This window comes from Limimaricola variabilis, assembly GCF_034371605.1.
In the GTDB taxonomy this organism is placed as follows: Bacteria; Pseudomonadota; Alphaproteobacteria; order Rhodobacterales; family Rhodobacteraceae; genus Limimaricola; species Limimaricola variabilis.
Map to the genome: position 1 here is coordinate 40843 of NZ_CP139691.1, position 24457 is coordinate 65299.

The 24457-nt window shown below is 60.7% G+C and carries 20 protein-coding genes, 3 pseudogenes and 1 other annotated feature; of the genes and pseudogenes, 15 read left to right on the forward strand and 8 right to left on the reverse strand.

The annotated features are described in order from the left end of the window. The first annotated feature begins 138 nt into the window (after positions 1-138). The 5 genes and pseudogenes from T8T21_RS20815 to T8T21_RS00235 all read left to right on the forward strand — a co-directional run bounded on the left by T8T21_RS20815 (position 139) and on the right by T8T21_RS00235 (position 4070). Entirely contained in the window at positions 139-432 is a 294-nt protein-coding gene (locus tag T8T21_RS20815) for an HNH endonuclease (RefSeq protein ID WP_407660138.1), read from the forward strand. 156 nt (positions 433-588) lie between these two features. Next, positions 589-975 (forward strand): annotated as a pseudogene (locus tag T8T21_RS00220) (transposase); the annotation flags it as partial. Between the two features lie 104 nt (positions 976-1079). After that, positions 1080-1427, forward strand: a complete 348-nt coding sequence (locus T8T21_RS00225) for a hypothetical protein (protein ID WP_322336320.1) — start codon at positions 1080-1082, stop codon at positions 1425-1427. A gap of 169 nt (positions 1428-1596) precedes the next feature. Next, positions 1597-1655, forward strand: a sequence feature (sul1 is cis-regulatory element that is thought to sense ions involved in sulfur or methionine metabolism; They are found in Alphaproteobacteria). A gap of 68 nt (positions 1656-1723) precedes the next feature. Continuing rightward, entirely contained in the window at positions 1724-3205 is a 1482-nt protein-coding gene (locus tag T8T21_RS00230) for a SulP family inorganic anion transporter (protein WP_322336321.1), read from the forward strand. Between the two features lie 13 nt (positions 3206-3218). After that, a complete protein-coding gene (locus T8T21_RS00235; protein ID WP_322336322.1) occupies positions 3219-4070 on the forward strand; it encodes a universal stress protein in 852 nt (283 codons plus the stop codon). Positions 4071-4109: 39 nt separating this feature from the next. On the opposite strand, the gene T8T21_RS00240 is transcribed toward T8T21_RS00235, so the two are convergent. After that, complete coding sequence (locus T8T21_RS00240; protein ID WP_322336323.1) at positions 4110-5135, reverse strand: IS1595 family transposase; 1026 nt, start codon at positions 5133-5135, stop codon at positions 4110-4112. A gap of 625 nt (positions 5136-5760) precedes the next feature. Here T8T21_RS00240 and T8T21_RS00245 point away from each other — a divergent pair. Together T8T21_RS00245 and T8T21_RS00250 are read left to right on the forward strand one after the other, a co-directional pair. Then, a pseudogene (locus T8T21_RS00245) lies at positions 5761-6183 on the forward strand (ATP-binding protein); the annotation flags it as partial. 294 nt (positions 6184-6477) lie between these two features. Further along, positions 6478-7422, forward strand: a complete 945-nt coding sequence (locus T8T21_RS00250; protein ID WP_322336324.1) for a LysR family transcriptional regulator — start codon at positions 6478-6480, stop codon at positions 7420-7422. Here T8T21_RS00250 and T8T21_RS00255 read toward each other — a convergent pair. Then, positions 7413-7898 carry a RidA family protein gene (locus T8T21_RS00255; protein ID WP_322336325.1) on the reverse strand — a complete coding sequence of 162 codons (486 nt, stop codon included), beginning with the start codon at positions 7896-7898 and terminating at the stop codon, positions 7413-7415. The genes T8T21_RS00250 and T8T21_RS00255 overlap by 10 nt on opposite strands. 286 nt (positions 7899-8184) lie before the next feature. Here T8T21_RS00255 and T8T21_RS00260 point away from each other — a divergent pair, with 286 nt between their 5' ends. Genes T8T21_RS00260 through T8T21_RS00275 form a run of 4 tightly spaced genes read left to right on the forward strand, consistent with a single transcriptional unit; the run spans position 8185 to position 12407 of the window. Then, positions 8185-9555: an amidase gene (locus tag T8T21_RS00260; protein WP_322336326.1), complete on the forward strand. Its 1371-nt coding sequence runs from the start codon at positions 8185-8187 to the stop codon at positions 9553-9555. A 48-nt stretch (positions 9556-9603) separates the two neighbouring features. Then, positions 9604-10593, forward strand: coding sequence for a TRAP transporter substrate-binding protein (locus tag T8T21_RS00265; protein ID WP_322336327.1), 990 nt, complete (start codon positions 9604-9606; stop codon positions 10591-10593). 21 nt (positions 10594-10614) lie between these two features. Beyond that, complete coding sequence (locus tag T8T21_RS00270) at positions 10615-11124, forward strand: TRAP transporter small permease (RefSeq protein WP_322336328.1); 510 nt, start codon at positions 10615-10617, stop codon at positions 11122-11124. An 8-nt stretch (positions 11125-11132) separates the two neighbouring features. Then, positions 11133-12407 (forward strand): TRAP transporter large permease, encoded by a 1275-nt coding sequence (locus T8T21_RS00275; RefSeq protein WP_322336329.1) that lies wholly within the window; start codon positions 11133-11135, stop codon positions 12405-12407. 372 nt (positions 12408-12779) lie between these two features. Here T8T21_RS00275 and T8T21_RS00280 read toward each other — a convergent pair whose 3' ends face one another. Further along, on the reverse strand, positions 12780-13175 hold the full coding sequence (locus T8T21_RS00280) for a DUF3631 domain-containing protein (protein ID WP_407660139.1): 396 nt from the start codon (positions 13173-13175) through the stop codon (positions 12780-12782). 28 nt (positions 13176-13203) lie between these two features. Between T8T21_RS00280 and T8T21_RS00285 the strand changes: the two are divergent. Further along, positions 13204-14339: pseudogene (locus tag T8T21_RS00285) on the forward strand (IS3 family transposase). Between the two features lie 140 nt (positions 14340-14479). On the opposite strand, the gene T8T21_RS00290 reads toward T8T21_RS00285, so the two are convergent. Together T8T21_RS00290 and T8T21_RS00295 are read right to left on the reverse strand one after the other, a co-directional pair. Next, a complete protein-coding gene (locus T8T21_RS00290) occupies positions 14480-14629 on the reverse strand; it encodes a hypothetical protein (protein ID WP_322336331.1) in 150 nt (49 codons plus the stop codon). Between the two features lie 264 nt (positions 14630-14893). Then, positions 14894-15496, reverse strand: a complete 603-nt coding sequence (locus T8T21_RS00295; RefSeq protein ID WP_322336332.1) for a peptidoglycan-binding domain-containing protein — start codon at positions 15494-15496, stop codon at positions 14894-14896. Positions 15497-16514: 1018 nt separating this feature from the next. Here T8T21_RS00295 and T8T21_RS00300 point away from each other — a divergent pair. After that, positions 16515-18305, forward strand: a complete 1791-nt coding sequence (locus T8T21_RS00300; RefSeq protein WP_322336333.1) for a hypothetical protein — start codon at positions 16515-16517, stop codon at positions 18303-18305. 427 nt (positions 18306-18732) lie between these two features. Beyond that, on the forward strand, positions 18733-20853 hold the full coding sequence (locus T8T21_RS00305; protein ID WP_322336334.1) for a hypothetical protein: 2121 nt from the start codon (positions 18733-18735) through the stop codon (positions 20851-20853). Positions 20854-21165: 312 nt separating this feature from the next. Here the strand turns inward: T8T21_RS00305 and T8T21_RS00310 are convergent. The 3 genes from T8T21_RS00310 to T8T21_RS00320 all read right to left on the reverse strand — a co-directional run bounded on the left by T8T21_RS00310 (position 21166) and on the right by T8T21_RS00320 (position 23853). Further along, positions 21166-22517 (reverse strand): IS3 family transposase gene (locus tag T8T21_RS00310; protein ID WP_322336204.1). Its coding sequence is split into 2 segments (ribosomal slippage): positions 21166-22181 and positions 22181-22517, totalling 1353 coding nucleotides; the frame shifts between segments, so codons are not numbered across the junction. Positions 22518-22704: 187 nt separating this feature from the next. Further along, a complete protein-coding gene (locus T8T21_RS00315) occupies positions 22705-23229 on the reverse strand; it encodes a tyrosine-type recombinase/integrase (protein ID WP_322337509.1) in 525 nt (174 codons plus the stop codon). A gap of 69 nt (positions 23230-23298) precedes the next feature. Then, on the reverse strand, positions 23299-23853 hold the full coding sequence (locus T8T21_RS00320) for a tyrosine-type recombinase/integrase (protein ID WP_407660076.1): 555 nt from the start codon (positions 23851-23853) through the stop codon (positions 23299-23301). Positions 23854-24291: 438 nt separating this feature from the next. Between T8T21_RS00320 and T8T21_RS00325 the strand changes: the two genes are divergently transcribed. Beyond that, positions 24292-24450 (forward strand): RSP_7527 family protein, encoded by a 159-nt coding sequence (locus tag T8T21_RS00325; protein ID WP_322336336.1) that lies wholly within the window; start codon positions 24292-24294, stop codon positions 24448-24450. The last annotated feature ends 7 nt before the right edge of the window (positions 24451-24457 follow it).

Below are 24457 nucleotides of genomic sequence, written 5' to 3' on the forward strand. Positions count from 1 at the left end.
GCGCCCGACGCCGTCCTTGGCGACGAAGCCGGTCGATCACTTGATGAGTTAGGAAGATTGGCTCTGACAGCTGCGAAAGCAGAGCCAAAGCGCGGGCAAAAACTGGCAACAATCTTTGAGCGGGCTGCCGCCATTAAGATGTACCTATTCGCACGTGCCTCTGGACGATGTGAAGGATGTAACGATGCAGCGCCATTCCTGACGGCGAGAGGGCGACCCTACCTCGAAGCGCACCATATCCGGCGCATGACCGACGGTGGCCCAGACGACCCCAGGTTCATGATTGCCCTATGCCCAAACTGCCATCGACGGGCTCACTATGGGCGAGATGCAAAGGCTAGGAGTGAGGAGCTGCTGAGAATTGTGAGCGCCCTTGAAAGTCGGGCAGGGCAAAAGGTACGGAATACGATGGCCGAGAGTTATGAGCGATAGTTATCGGCGAGAAAAGCGGAGAGATATTACTGGCGGGGCAAAGGTGGGTTAGTGTTTCTCCTGAAAATGGAAAGAAATCCTCCAGTATTGCTGGCGCTGTTGCATATATCGGTCAAGAGGACTCACTAAGCGGGCTCTCACGGTTAGCTCGAGGGCATGCCGAAGCCTTCCCCGACCCGCTACCGCACGACGAACTGGACCGACTACAACGCGGCGCTGCATAAGCACGGTTCGCTGTCGGTTTGGTTCGATCCCGAGATGGTCTGGCACGCCGACAAGACCGGCAAGCGTGGCCGAACCGAGACCTTCTCGGACGCTGCGATCCAGACATGCCTCACCCTGAAAGTGCTCTCCGGTCTGCCCCTTCGGCAGACGGTCGGGCTGGTCGAGAGCCTGATCCAGATGGCGGGGCTTGATTGGCTGGTTCCGGACTATTCGACGCTGTGCCGCCGGCAGGCGCGGATCGCGGTGCAGGTCCCCTATCGCACATCGGGACAGCCGCTGAACCTGGCTCACCTAAGTATTTTTAGCGAAGGGATGAAAGGATGTTTACCACAATCCCTAGTTATGAGTATCTAGCAGCAACCAGTTCATGAAGATCGTCTTTCGCTTCATCATGAAGATTCCATTTAAATCATGGAGCTGAAATGCTTATTACCGTAGGTTTCCCGATAGTGATCGTGTCACTGTTGATAAATGCTTTTCTCATAAAAAGAAATGGCATTGGCCTGTGGAATCGTGATTCAAAGTATTTACGTTATGCCAATGTAGTATTTTTACTTGTTTCCGTATTTTCTATTTTTCTTCAGGATAGCACTATAGTTCTATTTTCATTTGTTGCAATACTGCTGCTTTCTGTAGCTTACGATATCAAGAAATATGTATATCTCAGGGGTATCGGCAGTTCGTCTGAATTTAGAAATTCAAGCGCAAGAATGTTTGTTAATATGATTTCCCGCTTATCCACCAAAGAAAGCAGATCACCAAATCCGTGAAATCCAGAATAAGTCCTCTCGAAAACGGAGACCATTCGCGCTGCCGTGCGTGCCTTTGCGCGCGCCCTTGAAGGCAGCCGCGATCCTTGTCGGCCTCTTCTCCGTATGATCCCGAGTGGGTTGATCTGGTTGCACTCTGGGAGGCCACCCGCTATCTGCGATCCAATCATCTGGACCCGGGGTGCGATCCCTGGGTGGCTCTCCCGGCCGCCGATCCGCCGGGCCAACCAAGATTATCTGCAAAGATGACCGGTGCGGCATAGCCGCCGAACCGGACAGGAACGGAACACTTAAACATGAACCTCGACGCCTACCGACGCCAATGGCTCGGTAACGTGCGCGGCGATCTGCTCTCCGGCATCGTCGTCGCGCTCGCCCTCATTCCCGAAGCGATTGCCTTCTCGATCATTGCCGGCGTGGACCCCCAGGTGGGTCTCTACGCCTCGTTCTCCATTGCCGTCGTCACTGCCATCGCCGGCGGCCGGCCGGGCATGATCTCGGCTGCGACAGCCGCCACGGCTGTGCTGATGGTGACACTCGTCGCCGACCACGGCCTCGAATACCTCTTGGCGACCACGGTGCTCGCCGGCCTTCTCCAGATCGCTGCCGGTTTCGCGCGGCTGGGGCACCTGATGCGCTTTGTCTCGCGCTCGGTGATGACGGGTTTCGTCAACGCGCTCGCCATTCTGATCTTCATGGCGCAGATCCCGGAACTGACGGGGGTGCCTTGGCTCACTTATCCGCTGGTCGCGGCCGGCCTCGGGATTATCTACCTCTTTCCCTATCTCACTCGGGCCGTGCCCTCGCCGCTGGTGACGATCATCCTCCTGACGGCAGTGGTGATGGTCATGGGCTGGGACGTCCGCACCGTCGGCGACATGGGCGCGCTGCCCGACACGCTGCCGGTCTTCCTGATCCCAGACATTCCGCTCAATCTCGAGACGCTCGCGATCATACTACCCTATTCGGCGGCGGTGGCCGTCGTCGGGCTGCTCGAGAGCATGATGACCGAGAATATCGTCGACGATCTGACGGACACGGGGTCGGACCGGAACCAGGAGTGTATCGGCCAGGGCCTCGCCAACACGGCGACGGGCTTTATCGGCGGCATGGCCGGCTGCGCGATGATCGGGCAGTCGATGATCAACATCAAATCCGGCGGCCGCGGACGGCTCTCGTGCTTCGCGGCCGGTGTCTTCTTGCTCTTGATGGTGGTCCCGCTTGGCGAACTCGTGGCGCAGATTCCGATGGCCGCGCTCGTGGCAATCATGATTATGGTCTCGATCGGCACCTTCTCCTGGTCCTCGATCAAACAGCTGAAGACGCACCCTCGGTCTTCGTCCATCGTCATGCTCGCGACGGTGGCGGTCGTGGTCTACACCCACAACCTCGCCATCGGCGTGCTCGTCGGCGTGCTGCTGTCGGGTCTGTTCTTCGCGGGCAAGATTGCGCAGCTGTTCCGGGTCTCCTCGTCCCTGTCTGAGGACGGGCGCGTGCGGACCTACCATGTCGAGGGGCAGCTCTTCTTCGCCTCGGCGGAGGATTTCATGGACGCCTTCGACTTCAAGGAGGCCGCTGACCGCGTGGTGATCGACGTGAGCCGCGCGCATATCTGGGACATCTCCTCAGTTGCTGCCCTCGACATGGCCGTGCTCAAGTTCCGCAGGGATGGCTCTGAAGTCGAGATCGTCGGCATGAATGAAGCGTCCGAAACCATCGTCGACAGGCTTGCCGTGCACGACAAGCCCGGCGCGATGGACAAGCTGATGGCGCATTGAGGGAGGAGACGTCATGACCAAGAAGATTATCGCCCTGGTAGACGGCTCCGCCTACTCGAGGAGCGTCTGCGACCACGCCGCATGGATCGCCGGATGCGGCGACTATGCGGTCGAGCTGATGCACGTGCTCGGTCGGCGCGAGAGTGGCGCGGGATCGGACCTCTCCGGCGCAATCTCCCTCGGCGCACGCAGCGCCCTACTGGAGGAGCTGTCCAGTCTCGATGAGCAGCGCGCGAAACTGGCCCTTACGCGCGGCCGTGCCATCCTCGAGGACGCAAAGGCGCTTCTCGACGACGCGAGTGTCCGTGCGACGGAGCACCTGCGCCACGGGGATCTGATCGAGGCGATCTCCGAGAAGGAAGGCGGTGCCGAGATGATCCTGATCGGCAAACGCGGCGAGGCCGCCGACTTTGCAAAGGGGCACCTCGGCTCGAACCTGGAGCGCGTGGTCCGTGCCGCGTCGAAGCCTCTGTTCATCGCGTCCCGGGCATTCCGCCCGATCGGCAAGGTGCTCATCGCCTACGACGGCAGCGCGAGCGCCATGCGTGCGGTCGATTACGTGGCGCGCTCTCCGCTCTATGCGGGGCTCGGGATCAGGATCGTCACGGTCGGGTCCGAAACGGAGGCGACGAAGAAAGGGATTGAGGACGCGAAGGCTCTGCTCCTGGCCGCCGGGCTCGAGGCGGAGACGGGCATCCTTCCCGGCCAGCCGGAGGAGGCCCTCGGCAAGCTCATCGACGAGGCCGGGGTCGATCATCTCGTCATGGGGGCCTCGGGGCATTCCCGTCTGCGGTCGCTCTTCGTGGGCTCGACGAGCCTCGAGATGATCCGCACCTGTAAGGTGCCGATCCTGCTGGTGAGATGAGCCTACGAGTTCGGACCGTGGAGGGATGCGCACTTCAGGCTACGGCCAGTATAGCCCGTATTCCTTCGAGCGGCGGATCTGCTTTCCGACCGCCCCCTGAAGCAAGACGCGCATCTGGTCGGCCACAGGGATCGGCTTCCAGATTGTCGTCGATTTCTCCCGGTCGATGCCGGCCTTCGTAGTCCATTGCTTGACCACTTCCCGGACCGGGTCGCGATGGTTCCACCGCCAGACAATCTCGTCGAGGTATCGCTGGAGGTGCTGTCGACCGAGGTTGTGGTAGACCCCGACCAAAGCGCGCTGCACCTGGGAGATCACTGCCTCAGCCGTGTTCACGTGGGCGCCGGTCTCCGGGTTGGCATACTCTTTCTGGCTGTGGATCACATACTGGTGGTCGGCCATCGTCTGTCCCAGACCCCGGTAGCTCTTGCTTCCATCGGTCATCAGGTTCGTCGTCTCGGGGTCGATCCACTCCAGGAGAACCGGCTCGAGCGTCGCCCTTTTGTCATCGGAAACGACCCTGGCGCGTGTCTGCCCATCGCGAGAGGCCGCCACGAAGATCATCGGCTTCCCAGTGCCCTTGCCGCGTGGATTATAGGCCTCTGACAGGGATTTAGGGGCTCCCCCGACATACGCCTCGTCCACCTCGACGATGTCCTCCAGCGGCAGCAGCTCGGCGTTCCGGTCGTCCATCATTTCCCTGATGGCGTGCCCCATCTTCCACGCGGTCTTCTGGTTCACGCCGAGCAGCCGTGCCATCACGACCGAGGATATGCCCTTGCTCGATGTGAGCACCAGGAACATCGCGCAGATCCAGATACGCAAGTCGAGCTTGGTGCCGTGCATCGGGGTGAGCGTGGTGACCGTGAATTGGAGACGGCAGTCTCGGCACTGGTAGAGCCCCGGTCGGCAGGTCCTTCCGCGCAGCGCCGACGAGGTCGCCGACCCGCAATGCGGACAGTGCCTGCCGGTCGACCATATGATACCCTCCAGGAAGCGTCGCGCGTGCATCTCGCTCGGCATCCGCTTCCAGATGTCAGGGATCGACTTCAGTTCGGTGATCATCAGGGCTCTCCGCTCGTTCCGCCAACCGAGCAATGTTGGCCCGGCGGGTGTTCGGCGAAGAAGAAACCTGGAAAATCGCGCAAAATGCGGCGATATGGCGGAAAAGCTAAGCTAAATCAGAGTCTTGGTCTATTAGCTGCTTTTTCTCGTGGATAAGCGGGTATGATTTCTATTTTCTTGTCTGCTAACATTTTTAGTGTATATGAGGTTTACATTGTAGTTTTTGCTATAATTGCTATAGCTTCTTGGCTTCTCATTTTTGCCTTCGTTTTTAGTAATGTGCGAGTTACCGGATTGCTCTCGGGTTTCTTTAGGTAATAGATTGATATTATGATATATCTATTCTGTCTTGCGCAGATTGGTTTATCTCATCTACGCAGTATAGGGAGAGGTCCCGATGGCCGTGCGTAAGGGGTGCCCTATACGGAAAATCATCGCGACACGGCGCGCAACGATCTGCACCACGCTCCTGATGCGGAGCGTGATCTAATATTTATGGCGCGGGTAGAGGCTTTTGTCGAAGCGGATGCTGTCTGGCATATCCAGTGGAATTAGAGGGCCAGTTTTTCAGCATTCATGGCATGGGCTGGGGCGCTACCGCCCCCACTGTTTTCAGAACGGCAGGAAGACCCATGTCGCCCTCGGGCTGGGGCTGGCCGCCCGCCAGAAAGGGCTCTCGGTCAGCTTCATCACGGCCGCAGCGCTGGTCAGCGAACTGATGGAAGCCCGCGACGAGCGCCGCCTGCTCCGCCTGCAAAAGCAGCTGGCCACCGCCAAGCTGCTCATCCTCGACGAGCTGGGCTTCGTTCCCTTGTCGAAGACCGGCGCCGAGCTCCTGTTCGAGGTGATCTCGCAGCGCTATGAGCGCGGCTCGACGACGATCACCAGCAACCTGCCCTTCGATGAGTGGACTGAAACCTTCGGCACCGAACGCCTGACCGACGCACTGCTCGACAGGCTGACCCACCACGTCAATGTCCTCAAGATGAATGGCGACAGCTACCGGCTCGGTCAAAGCCGGGCTCGAAAGGCCGTAGTCCCCACCTGATCCTCATCGGATGAATTGGCCCTGCGGGCCAGTGTGCCATGCCACTCGCCAGCTATGGGGCAAGCGCGCGCGGCATGGCGCTTGCCGCCGCGCCACTGGCCTGGTTTTGCGCCGCCGCGTGGCCGGTTCTTAGTCCGCCGTTGACACGAGAAAGGGAAAAATGCGACTTGAACCTAGTTTCTGCAACATTGCCCAAAGGGATGCTGTTGCCTATCAACTCCGCGCGGCAAGAGTAACTGAGGCACGAAAGCCTCTAAGAGACGTGGGGCTATTCGCTTAAGATACGCGCATGACATGATCAATCTGACAGCCGGCCAATATTTTCTGCAAGTGGCCAGGTTCAAGTCCATCCGCCTCGCGGCCGAGCGGTTGCACGTCTCGCCCTCGGCAATTAGCCGGCAGATCGTCAAGCTCGAGCATGAGTTCGGCGGACAGCTTCTGGAACGCCGGGCCGAGGGCGTTGAGCTGACCGAGGCGGGCCGGGTTCTGGTCGAGCATCTAGCCGTTGTCTTCAACCGCATTGAGGTGGCCAAGGGCGATATCGCCGACCTGCACGATCTCAAGGCCGGGACCGTCTCGATCGCCACGGTCGAGGGGATCACCGATCCGTTCCTGTCGGCGCATATCACCGGGTTCCGCGCCCGGCATCCGGGCGTCGAGTTCCGTGTGCGGATTCGGGGGCGCGAGCGGGTGCTCGAGGCTGTTGAGCAGCACCTGTCGCAGATCGGCTTCGTCTATGACCACTATACCCATGAGGGGATCGAGACGGTCGGGCAATGGCGCCAGCCGCTTCTGGCGCTTACGCCGCCCAAGCATCCGCTGGCGGATGGGCGGCGGCTCCGGCTCGGCGATCTTGCGCAGGAGCCCTACGTCATGCCGGACTCAGGTTTCGGCATCCATCACCTGCTTAACCGCGCCTTCGCCAAGATCGGCGTGACGCCGCGCCCAATCGTGGTCGCCGACCAGTTTCATTTCCTGATCCGGCACGCGATCCGCAACAATGCGCTCGTCTACCTGCCTTTGCAGGCGGTGATGCGCGAGGTCACGCTCGGCCAGTTGGTGCCACTGAACCTCGATTGCAGCGATTTCGAGCATCGCTTCATCTATGCAGTGGTGCGGCGGGGGCAGCATCGCTCCCCCGCCTGCGAGGCCTTTATCGCCTCGATCCTTTCGGTCTTCTCGGAAGGCGAGACGTCGGATGCCAAGCTTCTCGCCCGCCTGCGTGCCGATCAGGCGTGAAGCTCGATCGTGATGTCGGCCTCGACCGGGGCGTTCAGCCCTAGCACGTGCTGAGTTAGCGCCGCGCGGGCATGGCAGCCGTTCTCTTCGCCCCATAGCGCGACGAACAGGTCAGAGACCCCGTTGAGCACCTTGTGCGGCTCGTAAAAATCCGGCGCGCATGACACGTAGCCGATCATCTTCACAATGCGCTTCACCCGGTCGAGATCGCCGAGCACCGCCTTCATCATGGCGAGGTGGTTGATCGCCATCAGCCGCGCCGATGCATAGCCCTCCTCGATCGTGAGATCCGAGCCGACCCGCCCGACATAGGGCAGTACGTCATTGTCGTTCTCGTCCGGCCGGGTGCCCAGCGTGCCGGAGGTGTAGAGCATGTTGCCCACCACCACGCCGGGGACGTAGTTGCCGATCGGTTTCGGCCGCCGGGGCAGGATGATGCCCAGTTCGTTCAGCCGGCGTTCGGTGTCATGTGCCAAGAGTCGGTCTCCAATGCGCTTTGCTTTGTCTGCGGTGCCAAATTAGGCATTTCAGGATCGACCACGAGCGCACAGGCGGCAACGGGGCTTTGCCGAACCGGCAACGGCCAGCCCCGGCAAAAACTGCAGTTCGTATGTTTTATTATTTCGTTTCATACAGATAACGGATCACGAGAACAACGTCTCCGCCACCACTTGCGCATCGAGGCATCGCAAAGGGCAGTAGCGTTACGGAAAGCTCTGCATAAGGGTGAGGCACCAGATCAACCGCAGGAGGTGACTACAGGTGCTCCGGGCTTCGCTCCAACATATCGCCCGCGGCTTGCGCGACGGCACGCTGAGCGCCGCCGGGCTCATGGCCGAGGCCACGGCACGCCATGACGCCACGGAGGATCGCCTGAACGCCTACAAATGCTGGGCCGGCGACCGCGCCACCCGGCAGGCGGGCGCCATCGACACGCTCATCGCCACCGGCGCTGATCTGGGCCCGATGATGGGGCTGCCGGTCTCGGTCAAGGATCTCTACGGCGTGCCGGGCCTGCCGGTCTTTGCCGGGACGGATACCGAGTTTCCGGAGAAATGGCGCCGGGCCGGGCCGCTCGTGCGGTGCCTCCTTGACCAGCTCTGCCTCGTAACCGGCAAGACCCATACCGTGGAATTCGCCTTCGGGGGCCTGGGCACCAATTCGCATTGGAGGGCGCCGGTGAACCCGTGGTCCACGCCAGGCGCGCCGCGCGCGGCGGGCGGATCGAGCTCTGGCGCGGGTGTGTCCCTCGCCCAGGGCAGCGCGCTCGCGGCGCTCGGCACCGACACCGCCGGATCGGTGCGCATCCCCGCCTCCTTCACCGGCCAGACCGCGCTCAAGACCACCCATGGCCGCTGGTCGAGCGACGGGATCGTACCGCTCTCGCCCTCGATGGATACGCCCGGCCTGCTGGCCCGTACGATCGCGGACCTGGCCTATCTCTTTGCCGCGGTCGAAGGGCGCGAGCGCGTCGCGCCCCGCGCGCCCGGCGGGCTGCGGATCGGCATCGTCACCAATCTCGTCTGGGACGATATCGACCCGGTCATCGCCGAGATCACCCGCGCCGCCATCGCCCGGCTGGAGCGGGCCGGGGCACGGCTGATGGAGGTGGAGCTGCCGCATCTCGACCGCGTGCTCGACATCTTCCGTCGGGGCGGCCTCGGGGCGCCCGAGCTGCGCAGCTTTCTCGAGGGGCATTTCCCCGAGCGGATCGCGCGGCTTGACCCGGCGGTTCGGGTGCGGGTCGACCAGGCATGCGAGATCACCGCTGCCGATTACCTGCAGCGGCGCGAGATCCTCGCTGAAAGCGGCCGCGCGGCCGCGCAGGTCTTCGAGAGCATCGACCTGATGGTCACCCCGACCATCCCGATCTCGGCGCCGCTGCTGGCCGATCTCGAAGATCCCGAGACCTACCGGCAGACCAACATGATGGCGCTGCGCAACACCGCCATCGTCAATCTTCTGGGCTGGTGCGCCCTGACGCTTCCGACCGGGCTGGACGGCAACGGCATTCCCACCGGCCTGCAGATCATCGCCCCGCCCCACGAGGAGGAGCGGCTGCTCGCCGCGGGCCTCGGGGCCGAGGCGGTGCTGGGGGCGGCCCCCGACCTGCTCGGGCTGCCGCCGCTCTGACACCCGAAGACCACCAAGTAACAACAAAACAAACCAACAGGAGACGACATGTCCTATCGCACCCTTACCATCTCGCTGGCCACGGCGGGCGCCCTGCTGGGCTCCGCGGCCGCGGCGGCGGAGTTCGAGTTCACCTTCGCCCACGTGCTGACCGAGGACACTCCCAACGCGCGCGCCGCGGTGGTGTTCAAGGAAGAGGTCGAGAAGAACTCCGACGGCCGGATCGAGATCAGCATCCGCCCCGCCGCGCAGCTCGGCGGCGATGTCGAGATAATCGAGCAGACCCAGATGGGGCTGGTCGATATCGCGATCCCGCCGACCGGCAATCTCGCCAACTTCAACGAGCAGATGTACCTGTTCGACCTGCCCTTCCTAATGGAAGGCAACGAGGCGATGAAGCGCGTTCTCGATGGCGAGGTCGGCACCGAGCTGCTCGCCACGCTGGAGGCCAACAACCTACACGGCATTGCCATGTGGGGCGCGGGCTTCCGCAACATGACCAACAACATCCGCCCGATCGCCGGCCCCGAGGATCTCGAGGGCATTAAGATGCGCACGCTGCAGGCGCCGACGATCCTCTCCACCTACCGCACCTATGGCGCCAACCCGACTGCGATGGCCTACGTCGAGGTCTATAACGGCCTCCAGCAGGGTGTTGTCGAGGGGCAGGAGAACCCGCTGGCCAACATCGCCTCGATGAAGTTTTACGAGGTGCAGGACTACATGACGCTCACCAACCACGCCTATCACACCTATGCAGCGGTGATGAACCTGCAGGCGTGGAACAGCCTGCCCGACGATCTTAAGACGGTGGTCGAGGAGGCGATGATTACGGGCCGCGACGCGGCGCGCGAATTCACCGTTCAGGACGAGGCGCGCATCCTCGAGGACATCGCGGACGAGATCGCGATCATCGAGCTGTCCGAGGAGGGCCGCGCCGCCTTTATCGAGGCCTCGCAGCCGATCTACGAGGAGTTCCGCCCCAAGATTTCGGATGCGCTGATGGACAAGGCGCTCGTGGCGGCCAAGGGCGAATGACCAGATCTGGGACCCGTTAGCATGATCGTCTGGCTCAATCGCATCGTTGACTGGATCGAGGGCGTCCTCGTCACGGGACTTGTCCTCGTCGCCACGCTCGTCGCTATCCTGCAGGTCATAGCGCGCTACGTGTTCAACCACTCGCTTTTCTGGTCGGAGGAGCTGATCCTCTACTCGCTCATCACCATGAGCTTCCTGACCATGGGTATGGGGGTTCGCTACGCCTCTCATATCAGCGTCGAGGCGGTCTATGCCTTCGCGGGTCCCCGGACCGGCAAGATCCTCCAGATCGGGGCGGCCTGCCTCGGTCTGGTCTTTGCCGCCATGCTGGTCTGGTATGGCGGGAAGCTGGTGCTCAACACCTCGCGCATGGGCCAGCTGTCGCCGGCCATGCGCATCCCCGTCGGCTACATCTACGCCGTCATTCCCTCCGCCGGCGCCTTCATGATGCTGCGCTACCTGCTGGTCCTTCGGGATCTCGTAGGCGGCCGCGTCTACGAGCCGCCGCAGGCCGACATCAAAACCAGCTGAGGTCCGACATGGTTGGCGCTCTCGTTCCTGTCTTCTTCGGCCTGCTGATCTTCGGCCTGCCGATCTTCGCCGCGCTGGCGCTTGCCGTGGCGGCCGTCTTCTACTTCTGGGGCGACATGGATCCCGTCCTCGTACCGATGCGCATGTTCTCGGGCATGAACAACTTCTCGCTCATGTCCATTCCCTTCTTCATCCTCGCCGCCGAGCTGATGCGGATTGGCGGCCTGTCCGAACGGCTCATCGGTCTGGCCCGTGCGCTGATCGGCTGGCTGCCCGGCGGGCTCGCGGCAGCGGCAGTAGTGGCATGCCTAATGTTTGGTTCGATCTCGGGCTCGAGCCCGGCCACGGTGATCGCGATCGGCTCGATCCTGTTCCCCGCGATGGTCGAGGCGGGCTACGACCGGCGCTTCTCCATCGGCCTGATCGCCACGGCCGGTACGCTTGGCCCGATCGTGCCACCCTCGATCGCGCTGATCATCTACGGCTCGGTCACCGGCACCTCGGTAGGCCAGCTCTTCGCTGCGGGCTTGCTGCCGGCGCTGCTGATTGGCGGGCTGCTGGTCGGCTTCGCGACTTGGTACTCGGCGCGCAAGGGTTACCCGCGTGATGCCTACCCCTCGGTGAGCAGCATCCTTGCGGCGCTGCGCCGCGCCGCCTGGGGGCTGGGCCTTCCGGTGATCCTCCTGGGCGGCATCTATTCGGGCGTGTTCACCCCCACCGAGAGCGCCGCTGCTGCCTGTCTCTATGGCTGGTTCGTCGGCGCAGTGGTCTATCGCAGCATCTCCCTGCCCGAGACCTTCAAAGTGCTGCGCAGCACCGGGCTGATCTCCGGCCCGCTGCTGCTGATTACGGCGGGCGCCTCGGCCTTCTCGTGGCTGCTGGCCTCGACCGGCGCGCCCGGCGATCTTGCGGCCTATGTGCTGTCGAGCACAGACAACCCATTCCTTGTGATTGCGCTGTTTAACGTGATCCTGCTGCTGGCAGGCTGCTTTCTCGACAGCGCCTCAGCCATCATCATCCTCGGCCCGCTAATGATGCCGATCGCCCAGCAGTTCGGCGTGGACCCGATCCATTTTGGCGTGATCATGTTGGTGAACCTCTCGGTCGGGATGCTGACCCCGCCAGTGGGGCTCAACCTCTTCGTCGCCATGGGAGTTGCGAAGATGAGCTTAGGCGAGGTCTTCCGCGCTACCTTGCCGACGATCTTGTTGATGCTGTTGGCACTGATGCTGCTGTCTTACATTCCCGCCATCAGTATGGCTTTGCCAAGTCTGCTGTTCTAGTTCGGCGCTCTGCCATCTCCTGTGAGCAGAGCGCTCTATCGATCGATGCAGTCAGTACCCTCATTATCATGAAGGCCGCCCGATGGGCGGCCTTCGCGCCATCCAGCAAAGGTCGCCTGTCTCACACTTCCTCATTGCTCCGAGCAACATTTAGGTTCGCCTCAGCGGTTTCGCGGTTCAACTCGAACTAGTGATCTGTTTCCGACTAACTGGCCCACCCGATTTGGATAGGTCAGCTGCTGCCTTTCGGCTTTTCTTTGCGAAGTGGAGGGCTGCCGGAGACTGCCACAACTACCACAAGTGCCACCGCCCCCGTTCGGCCTTCTGTTGAAGGCTTTGTTTTCAGCTGGCGTGGCACTTGTGGCGGTCAGTTCAGGTCTCAGCGGTAAGATACCTGGCGAACGCGTCGTCGAAGTCGTGCATCCGGTAGAAGCTGCCGGCACGGTCCCGAATGGGCTTGATACCGAACGGCTTCAGCAACTGTGCGACGCCGCGGGTGCTGATCGGTTTGTTGCCGCGCCACTCACCCCACGGGCTGTCTTCCAGTGCGCAGAGAGTGTCGCACAAGTCAGAGCTGTTAATCCGCTCGCCACGCGGGGTTGTGAAGATTGCTGCGATATCGCGCAGCAGGAGCGCGCCATCCGACTGGGGTTCGTCTTCGACCTTCGCGGCGGAGGCAACCAAAGCGGCACGGATGGTTTTGGCCTGCCCCCTGAAAAGTGGTCCTCCCTGGAGTAGGCTTTCGAGCCAGTTGGAGGGTGCAAGAATGCCCTAGAAGAAGCACAAGCCGGAAGAGATCGTCGTGAAGCTCCGGCAGGTCGACGTCCTGGTGTCTCAAGGCCGGACGGTGTCCGAAGCTGTGCGCACCATCGGCGTGACGCAGTTCACGTATTACCGGTGGCGCAAGGAGTTCGGTGGATTGAAGACCAATCAGGTGAAGCGCTTGAAGGAGCTTGAGGAGAACGAGCGGCTGCGCAAGGCCGTCTCCGACCTGATGCTCGAGAAGCTGATCCTGAAGGAGGCGGCCTCGGGAAACTTCTAAGCCCCGCCCGCCGCCGTGCCTGTATCGACCACGTCCGGCAAAAGCTCGGTGTCTCGGAGCGGTTTGCCTGTCGCGTGCTCGAGCAGCACCGCTCGACCCAGCGGAAGACGCCGCGCGGACGGGCCGATGACGATGCGCTGACTACGGACATCATCGCGCTCGCCGGCCAGTTTGGCCGCTACGGCTACCGTCGCATCACCGCGCTCCTCCGGGAGGCTGGATGGGCAGTGAACGTGAAGCGCGTCGAGCGGATCTGGCGGCGGGAGGGGCTGAAGGTTCCGCGGAAGCAACCGAAGAAAGGTCGGCTTTGGCTGGGCGACGGGTCGTGCATCCGTCTGCGACCTGAGCGGCCAAACCATGTCTGGTCCTACGATTTCGTCGAGAGCCGGACCCATGACGGGAGGAAGTTTCGCATGCTCAACGTCGTCGACGAGTTCACCCGGGAGTGCCTGGCGATCCGGATCGACCGGAAGCTTAACTCGACCGCCGTGGTCGACGTCTTGACCGATCTCTTCATTCTACGAGGTGTGCCCAGCCATGTTCGATCAGATAATAGCCCGGAATTTATCGCAAAATCCGTCCGGGACTGGATTGATGCCGTCGGTGCGAAAACGGCGTTCATCGAGCCCGGCAGTCCATGGTAGAACGGCTACTGCGAGAGCTTCAATTCGAAGCTGCGCGACGAGCTTCTGGATGGCGAGATATTCTACTCGCTCCACGAGGCACGTGTGGTGATCGAAGCATGGCGCGTCCATTACAATACCGCGCGGCCCCACTCGTCTCTGGGCTATCGTCCACCCGCGCCAGAGGCCGTACAATGGCACCAAAACGAAGGTGGATCACCCCCGCCGAACGCACCAAAAGTGGCTCTGAAGCCCGTCATGCACTAAGACTGAAGCCGGATCACCCGATGGAGGCAGGCCACCGAGTTTCTCGCGCACTGCGCCAGCCCGGAGCGGCAGTTCGTTCTGAACTGCTAAAGTTCGTGAAAGTAGGCGGAACCCAAAGGGCCCCGCCAAGTTCCGCGGGCTTAGAACGGAATCTCGTCGTCGATGTCCTGCGACTGGGTAACGGCGGGCGCGGGAGTTGCTGACTGCCCACCGATGTCCTCGTTCTCGTCGCCGCGATAGCTCTGCGACTGGCTAGCGCCTTCGCCACCACGGCCGCCGAGCGGGGTCACCCACGGCCGGTCGATATTCTGGCCATTGGTGACGAGCGCTTCGAGGTCTTCGCTAAAGACGATCGCCGTCGGCGATAGAAGTTGAGGGTGAGTACCTTATGGGGGCCGGTTCATATGCGAGGCATCACAGAGCGCATCGCTCTAGGCCGTTGTCAGAATGCCACCCTGGCGGGCAGGAACGCTCAGCATGCAAAGGGTGTAGACGGGTATGTGAGGGGCAGCAACAAACTCGTAAGGGCCCGCTGCTGCTGGGATTCTCGGAGGCTATTGCCCGCTAATCAGCTTACCGAGCATCAATGCGATACCGTCGTTGTTCCCCAAGTCGATGTTTTCGGTCTCAGCTGCCGCGAGAATGGCGCCTTCCGTGCCCGGTCCATATGCACCGTCGATCGGGCCCCTGTAATGGCCTTTAGCGGCGAGGTTCTGCTGCATCCGCTTGCGAAAATCGGGAGTTTGGCTTCTGAAGGATGCGGCTAGGACGCTCATATCCGAGGCTGCCTCAGCCATGGGGGTGCCAGCGATCGGGGTGATGCGCCCTGACATGCCGCATGACGCACCGCTGAACGAGGTGCAGCCATAGCTAGGGGCGAGGCTGTAATGATCGCCCTGATGTGTAATGGTAACCTCGCATGTTTCACCGCTGGAGGTGGGCGCGAAAACTTTCCAGGTGTTCGTTCCGGCCGGCTTGATGGTGCCATCGATGGAGCCTGAGCATCCGGAAATGCCGAATCCCATACTGAAGTCTGAGCCGGTCACCGTTGCGGTGCCGAGACCTTCGCCCCTGAACTCATACTCCCCGCTGGGGACCGCATGGGCGGCACCGCCTATAATGGCAACACCGAGTGTGATTGTAGTGAGTAGCTTCATGTATCGTCCACAAGTAGTTAAATGAAATTCGGTTGCTGCGATGGTGCGAGAACATCTGCGAGCTCCATCGACAAGAATGCCTCCACAACTATAGGTTACAAGAGCGCGAAGATGTGAATCGTGTTCATGTGACGAACGTGCCGCAATGGGTCATCAAGATCACAGCAGCACCTAAGCCAGCTGGCGAATGACAGCCGCGACATCCGCGCCGGAATAGCTTTCGTATGGGTAGCCCGCCACCCTTATGGATGGGGCCGAGGAGGACGTGCTCGCTACCTTAACTTGCCGTCCGCGGGACCGGCAGCAGCCCACGACGGACACTCTTGGCCCTCGGGCGGGCCGAGATCAAAGTCGTCCGCTGAAGAAAGGTGGGAAAGGGAGCAGTCATGCCCGAGGCTGCTTCGCGCAACATCGCCGGCCCGAGCTCGTTTGCTTTGCACTGTGAGATAGTTTTTGAATCCCTCTCCGGAGGGGGGGCTCTGCTCGGAGTGCTGCTGACCAAGTTTCACAGTCTCTGGCAGTACCCATCGTCCAGTATTGGTCACCGGGGCGGGGGACTGGCGAACTCACCCAGTCTCCAAATAGCGGATTTGCTGCAACAGCTCCGCACGTAAAGGTCGAAACGGCGGGATTGGATTGCCACATTAGGATGTAGGCCTATAGCGACTTCTCCCGTAATATATTGGAGATGTACAGCAATGAGGATCGCCTTCGCGCTCATCCCCGTGACCTTGGGAATCGCGGCTTGCGCTCCGCCGCAGGATCCAGCAGCCGTGGTTGAAAGGCGCGTGAACGTCGCCCGCGTGGCGGCGGCGGCTCCCGCCCTGACCTCGACACCAACCCACACGCTGGCCCGGACATCGCCGCGAACAGCACCTGCACAGCCTGCCCTATCTTCAGTCCCGGCACTGCAAGAGGCTCGCGAAACTAACGCGATGCAAATCAATGACGCGCCGACCTATACCGGCCCTGGAAACCCGGACGACCCGGTGCGCATCACACTGAACTAATCGGGATCATGACAGAAACTGTGATGGACGCATCGGCGAAGTTGCGCTTCGGCTTGAAAAAGCTGAAAGTCAGCAAGGGAGCGAAAAACGCTACGTACCCTTCCCGCCGGGAGGTAATCGCCATGATGGCGATCACCGGCATCTACTTGATGTTCGAAGTCGCGTTTGCCGCACGGTTGTTGGACGTAGTCGGCTCAACCACCGACCTTGACACGATCGAGCAGATCGAAAGGGCCGGCCGCATCATATCGGGCATTGCTCTCACACTTGTGGTCTGGACCGCCGCAGTCCTTCCGTGGCAGCGGCGCATACCGCTCGACGCACCATTTCGCCGAACCAAGTCGTTGGCGACGCTAGCGCTAAGCGCCGCCGCCTGCTGCATCGTCAGCTTCGTCGTGCAGGAGACAATCCTCGATCGGATATCTCAGGGCTCCAGCCCAGCGCAGCGCCAAGCGGCTTCAACACTGACGCTCGTCTCCGCCTCGGTCCAGAATGAGCGGGCGGTACTCGACGGCATAGATTTCGAGGCGGTAGACCGCGGCAGCCCAGAGGCTAAGACTTTTCTGGCTCTGCTGCCAGCCCTTGCACTGAGCGTCGATCGCCTTGAGGAGCGGACGGCAGATGCGATTGACCAATTGTTGGAACGACAGGCCCAGCGCGCATTGGGCCCGCCAGGCGAAATGTTCACGGAGGCCTATTATCCGACGATGAACGCGCTGAAGGCAGCTTACAATGATGCCTATCTAGACGCTGCCGCGCGGCACCGTGAAGCGATCGCTTGGATTCCCGACGAACAGCGCCGCCTCTACCGCGAGTATCGCAATGGGCTAGGGAGGTGGACCCCCACGACCTTGCCCCGCTCGCGGCATGACAGGGTCCGCTCGAAGCTCCGCGCCGAAGGCGTGCCTGTCCCTTATAACTGGAGGCTGACCGACAAGCAGGGCTTCTTCGACGCGGTCGAACGGGAGATCAGGCAGCGCGCCGACCCGCCCTACAATCAAGCCATGCAGCAGGCGTTCGGCCATGCGCTCCCTGACGATCTTAGACCAAGCACCTTTTTTGCCGCGGCTGGAGTTCAAGCACGCTGGCACGAGGAACTCGGCATGCCGGCTTCCATTGCCCTTGCACCGGACCTCTCTCCCGAAAGCTTCAAGACCCAAGTCTACGACGCGTGGGTCCGGCAAATCGTAGCGGAGCGAAAACCATTGTATCTCGCGGGAGTCGAGCAATTCAAGGAAGACGGCGCGCATTATGCCGATGGCATTGAGGCGATCCGCGTCGCCTACGTACCGCTTGTCGCTTTCGGGTTCTCGATCCTCGGGGCCCTTGTGCACAGCTTTAAAACCCTGAACTTCGCCGCGCAGGCCACAGTCGGCTCCGGCACAGCCCGACGACGATGGAGTGGCAAGGTGCTGAAGGCTCTGCTCGCGGCCATCGTAATCTATACTGGTGTCGGCATGGCACGGGAAGAGAACCCGGTGACGCAATCTGTACTCTTCAGAGATTTAGAGGCGACAACCACTGAGGTCGCTGGCCCCATTTACGCGGCAATTATTCGGTCGATCATTCAGCTGCAGGCACATCTGTACCCAGCAGCGGAAGCGATCAGGCGGCACCTCCTACTCGGGATCACCTACGACTTCGACCCCGAAACCGAAACCCCGGCTTTCGAAACTTTGGCCTCTACCGATGACCTTTCAACGTCCTCGTCGCTGAAGGACGAGGCTCAAGGTAGGATGATGCCGGCCCTACTGCACGGACTTGCTGAGGACGTTCGGACTGATAACCCCGGACAATAGCGACGCCACGTTAGCGGACCGTCGAAGCCTAAGTTCATGACTGCGAACTGCGTCTACGCAGATGCATTCCTATTTTCCGAAATATTCCACCTTACTGCATGCCAGAACGGGAAAAATCTAAACTAAAGGCCTAACTCAAATATCGCCCAGCTTTCGGTGCCTGTTCGGGGGCAATCTTTTATTTGAGAAAGTAATGTATGATCAATTCAAGAATTTGGGTCGATCATGCCTAGGCGTCGTGGTTCCTTCGACCTAAAGCGAGGATCAGCCGATCATAGACCTGCGGCCCGTCGCGAAGGGGCGAAAGGCGCACATATGCCCCATATTCTGGCGTCGTGGTGGAGCTTGGCCCCTCACTTTATAGAAGGCTGTCGCCGGGCAAGAACTCATTCCAGGGTTTCTCATGGCGCCACAAAAAAGTCATCCGATGACGCCCATAAACTCTCGACCGGAAAAAGTCAGAAGCGTCAAGTGCCAACCTCATTTATCTTTATTTCGCGTTGTCATTGTTGAGCCAGTTGCTTCTCGGCGCTGTCTAGCGATCCTCCGCCTTGCGCCTGAGCCGGCAAGTGAAGCCGGCGTTGGCGCCGATGATGCCAACGGCTGGAGAGGCGCCGATGATCCAGTGTCACCTGAAACACCATACGTCATCGAAAGTCTCCACCATGAGTTGCGCGAGGCACTTGAAGGAAAGATAACGTCCCCGTACGATCGCATTCTATTTTTACTGCTCCCCAAAGTTAGAGCGATCTGCCAAAATGAGAGAAAAGGAGCCGACATGGCTATTGAGCGAAAGCATGTCGAAACTATAGGCAAGGATCTCAGTGATCAGATTGATGGCCTAGCAGTCTACCTTGGCATCGAACGCGATGACCTTGGGGAGATAGAGATCACGCCGACCATACATAATTTTACTCCCCATCTCGATCTCGAGATATCACACAAGCTTGAGTACATCGACGCGAGAAGCGGAGTGGCGACTTATAGTGATAAGGACTCAGCGGCAAAGAAACTCAATGATGCCGCGACTGCCTTCAATGTTACCAACTGGCCCGATGCGCCCAGTGCCAATTTTCTCAAGAAAACTACGGCTTCGGAAGATGAATCGTTCCATCAAGAGCAGGTCAACTATAAACACGACTGTCAGACCTGCGATGCCCAAGGCAACTACCAGTGCAACAGCTGCAGCGGCCACGGCCGAACTCGGTGCCGGAGGTGCGACAACGATGGCGAGGTTCGCTGTCACTATTGTGGCTGTACCGGTCGCCAGCGCTGCTATAGTTGCGGGGGCAGTGGAAAACGCGAAGAAGTCACGGTCAACAACATCAATGGCCAAATGGTCCGGCAATCTCGGACCGCGAACTGCTTTGGTTGCGGCGGAAGCGGCTACCAAGGGAACTGTACCGCCTGCCGTGGAAGCACCTACATCACTTGCGGTTCCTGCCGCGGTGCCAAGTATTTCGCTTGCCACCCCTGCGACCGGACCGGACGAATTCAGTGCCAGCGCTGCAATGCCACCGGAACCGCCGTATCCGGGCTGGCACTCATCACCAGCCTCAAGACAACACCGAACTTCAATTACGAGGAAGACAGCGACTTAAGGTATTACATTAATCATCGAACAGAGGATTTTCTGTCACAGCCGGACCTGTTCATCAAACGCACCGACCTCACCAAAACATCATTCAGAAAGGCTCGCGCGACATACGAGGCAGAAGCGCTTACCGCGGTGGCCAAGGCAACTACCCGCGATCTCCACAACGATCGCAAATGGTGGAAGATCTATAAGCCCGGAAGGCACGTCACCGCCCCCTACATCACTGGCGTCCAAGCTCCCAACTGGAGTTTTGTCTCCAAGACTGTCCTCGCACATGATTTCGAAGCATTGCGTTCAATTCCAGCAGGGCGCGACATCCTTGCGTGCCTTATGGCTAGCAAGGGGCAGCGAGAGCAATCCACTGCTTGGGCACGGCTCCAGAATGTCTTTGGCACCTACGGTGATGAGGCGATTGAGGATCTCACCCAGTACGCAGAAACCCATATTCGTAGTGGTGAGCGTAAACGAGCCATCGGGCTCTTTATTATTATTGCGCTTGCTGGCGCCCTCATGCAATTCGGCCCGGCAATCAGATACGCGCATGAATACCTCGGATACTTCGGTCTCAATACACTGAACCAGTATACAGCAATGCTGGTGATTGGTGCATTGCTTCTAACGATCGCTCATATCAAACGAAAGCGTAAACGCCGGCTCAGGCGCATTGAGACCTTCACCGGATCGGTCGATGGGGCAACCGGGCGGATGCCATTACGAGCTTGGCGAACAACCCTCGCAGCTGGCTCTATATTCGCCGCGGGAAGCGCCCTCATCCCTGCATATACTGCAACGCAAGCTTGCGAGGAGAGCGGGCTTCGCGGCTGGGCCGGGTGCGCGGTCGAGTACACGATGACACCTTTTCACTTCTGGAAGCTTGGCTTCGAGCATGGAGTACATGGGGAACTGAGCATGATCACTCAGATGCAATCTGAGCCTTTTCCCACAGAATGAGCGACAAAACTTCAACCGAGCCGCGCGAAAACACGCCTCGGCTGTTTTCGTGCGTACATAGACGAAGTCTCACCGATATATCTTCACGGTGAGACTCATCGATCGGAATAGGGTCACCCACGAACACCCTCGCTCGATGTCGCCGCCTGGAATCGTCTAACCTCGGGCTATTCCGGAAGCCCTTTCGAAGCCATCGCCGCGGCAAAAAGAGTCGTGCTGCCAGGCTATAACCTCTGGAATGTCCGTCGTCAGATGATTTGGGACACGATGGTCTGATGTCGAACGGAGGGTCTGGCTCGTTCAAGGTTCGGTTCATGCCGCCGTCTGGCGATGCAGCGAACGGCGCTTTTCGATCGTCCTGGCTTTGATCTCCTTTCGTCGATTGAGGATGGTGTCGGCCCTGCCGAGATAGACGTCGACAGGGGCGAGATTGCCGAGGCTCTCGTGGTAGCGGTGATGGTTGTAGTGGTCGACGAAAGCCGCCACGGCTTCTTCGAGCGCCCCGGGCAGGTAGTAGTTCTCGAGCAGGATGCGGTTCTTCAGGGTCTGGTGCCAGCGCTCGATCTTGCCCTGGGTCTGGGGGTGGTTCGGGGCGCCGCGCACATGGTCCATGCCTTTGTCACCGAGCCAACCGGCCAGCTCCCCGGAGATGTAGCTGCTGCCATTGTCGCTGAGCAGCCGGGGCCGGTGGGCGACGGTGGCCCGGTCGCAGCCCGAGGCGGCCAGGGCATCTTCCAGCGTCGCGGTCACATCCGAAGCCTTCATCGTCGTGCAGAGCCGCCAGGCGACGACGTAGCGGCTGTAGTCGTCGAGGATGGTCGAGAGGTAGAACCAGCCCCAGCTGATGACCTTCAGATAGGTGAAGTCGGTCTGCCAGAGCTGGTTCGGCCGGGTCGTCTTCTCGTGGAACTCGTCCGCCGCCTTGATCACCACGAAGGCCGGGCTGGTGATCAGGTCATGGGCCTTCAGAACCCTGTAGGCGCTGGCCTCGGACACGAAGTAGCGACGGGTGTCGGTGAAGCGGGCGGCGAGCTCCCGCGGTGACAGCTCGGGCTGCTCCAGGGCCAGCTCGACGATCTGCTCGCGCACCTTGTCGGGAATTCGGTTCCAGACCCGGCTCGGTCGCGAGGGCCGGTCCTCGAGCCCGGCGGGGCCAAGCGACAGGTAGCGATCATACCAGCGGTAGAAGCTCGTGCGCGGCACGCCGATCATGTCGAGCGTCCGTTTCGCCGGCAGGTGTGACCGCTCCACCTGCCGGATGATCTCGAGCTTCTCGGAGGCGGGATATCTCATGCCTCGTCTCCCCCATCCCCGAGCATGCTTTTTTTGAGCAGGCGGTTCTCCAGGGTGAGATCGGCCACCGCCTCCTTCAGCGCCGAGGCCTCGTGCCGCAACTCCCTGACCTCGGGGCTGCTGGCCTGGCGGGCCGTGTCGCCCGCGAGACGCTTCTTGCCGGCCTCGAGGAACTCCTTCGACCAACTGTAATAGAGGCTCGTGGCGATCCCCTTGCGCCGGCAGAGTTCGGCAATGCTGTCTTCGCCTCGCAGCCCATCCAGGACGATACGGATCTTCTCCTCGGCTGAATGGTGCTTCCGCGTGCGCCGACGGATGTCCTTCACCAGCGACTCCGCCGTCGGTCTGGCTGTTCCGGGTTTCTGTCTCATCTCCACTCCTCGGTGGTTACGATGAGCCAGAAACCCTCCGCTACAAAATCAACTCAGATGTCCCAGAGGCGCTGACGGGGGACACATTTCGCGAGGTCGCGAAAAACTTCGGAAAGCCGGATCTGGCCGGGAAGTGAAGAAATAGTCATGGTCAGCCTGGTGGAGTATGTGTTGCGTCCTGCAACGTTTATCCCGAGAGGAACTCGCTCCAAGCCCGCATTATGTCCCGACGATTCTCCAAGAGTTCCGTACGAAGATATGACCGTTCCACCTCCGAGCCGACACGATGGGCTAGGGCGATCTCTGCCATCTCTCGCGAATAGGCGTTCTCGGCGGCCCAGTCCCTGAATGTCAAGCGAAGTCCGTGTGGCACTGCTGGGCGGCGGTTGCGCTTGTCGAGCCAGCCCGCGCGGCCAGCAGCAAGTTCCGAAGCATGCATCCGCTTCATGACTGCCGAGAGTGACATGTCGGACAATTCTCCGCCGCGCGGCGCAGGGAACACCAATGGATTGCCCTGTAATCTTGGAAGACGGCTCAAGAGAACCATCGCTTTCTCCGGAAGAGGTACCAGATGCTCGCGCTCCATCTTCATACGGTGAGCCGGAACCGTCCAAAGAGCATGCTCGAGATCGATCTCTTCCCGCCTTGCACCGCGGAGCTCCTGAGACCGAGATGCAGTTAGAGCCAGAAATTCCAGCGCCCGCGCCGACATGCCTTCCCTTTGACGCAGCGCTCCAAACCAAGCTGCCGCATCAGTCAAGGCGACAGCAGGGTGATTGCTCTACTTCGCCACGCGTCCCGGTTTGGGCAGTAGCGCATCGAGATTGCCCTTCCATAGTGCCGGGTTGCCGCCTGTACGGTGCCCAGCCACGGTGGCCCAGGAGAGAACCGCTTCGATGCGACCTCGCAGCCGCTTTGCCGTTTCGGTTTTGTCGTACCAGATCGGCTGCAGCACATGCAGCACATCCTGTACGGTTATATCAGATACCGGCATGTGCCCGAGCTCGGGGATGGCGTAGGTGGCAAGCGTGGAGCGCCATTGCGCTGCATGCTTGGCATTCTTGAACTCCGAAAGCTTTGCATCGAGGTAGCGGTCGACGGCATCCGAGAAGGCGAGGCCTCGGCGCTGGGCAGTCATTAAGGCCGCGCGAACTGCCTTGCGCTCCTCAACCGGGTCAATCCCCTGCCTTATACTCTCCTTGGCTTCCCTTGCTCGATCACGAGCTTGGGCCAGTGAAACCTCGGGGTAGCCGCCCAGGCCAATCTCGCGACGGCGGTTGCCGACCACCACGCGCAGTAGCCAAGTGCGACCACCATTCGGCGTGATCTGCAACATGAGGCCAGCCACGCCTCCAACAGCATAGCATGCGTTTCGACCTCGGCCGGGGTGCACCAGGCGCCCTACTTCAAGTGCGGAGAGTTGCTTAGCGAGCTTCGGCATAGCTTACCCACCTTCGTACCCATCATAAATAATAAGGCTTTATGCATTGGGACGCAACAGGTCTCTACAGCAATTCTGTAATAAGTTCTTGTCTCGTAAGGCGCTATAAGACAGGTAGCGACGAAGTGCTGCATGATGGTGGCGGCCTTCGTCTCCGCCACTTTCCCCTTATCGCCAAATGTATTGCCATCGACACGCGCCGGCATTTCGTGCCGGTATGTCCCGTGATCCATGCAGGCAACGCAAGGCGGGAATGACTGGCATCCGGCGGCGGACAGGTCCATCTGAAGCGGGCGGGCAGGATCGCCCGCAGCTGAACCGGAACTGTCGAAAATGTCCCCGAATACCCGTTACGCCCGCCCCACTCAGAGCCAGGTCGATGCCCTGCTGGTCGAAGCCCGCCGGATGCGCGCCGAGGCGATCGCCGGGCTGGTCCGTGGCATGGTCGCGCGGCTGGGCGTGGCCATGGCCGCGCGCCCTCTCGCGGCGTGAGCGGCGG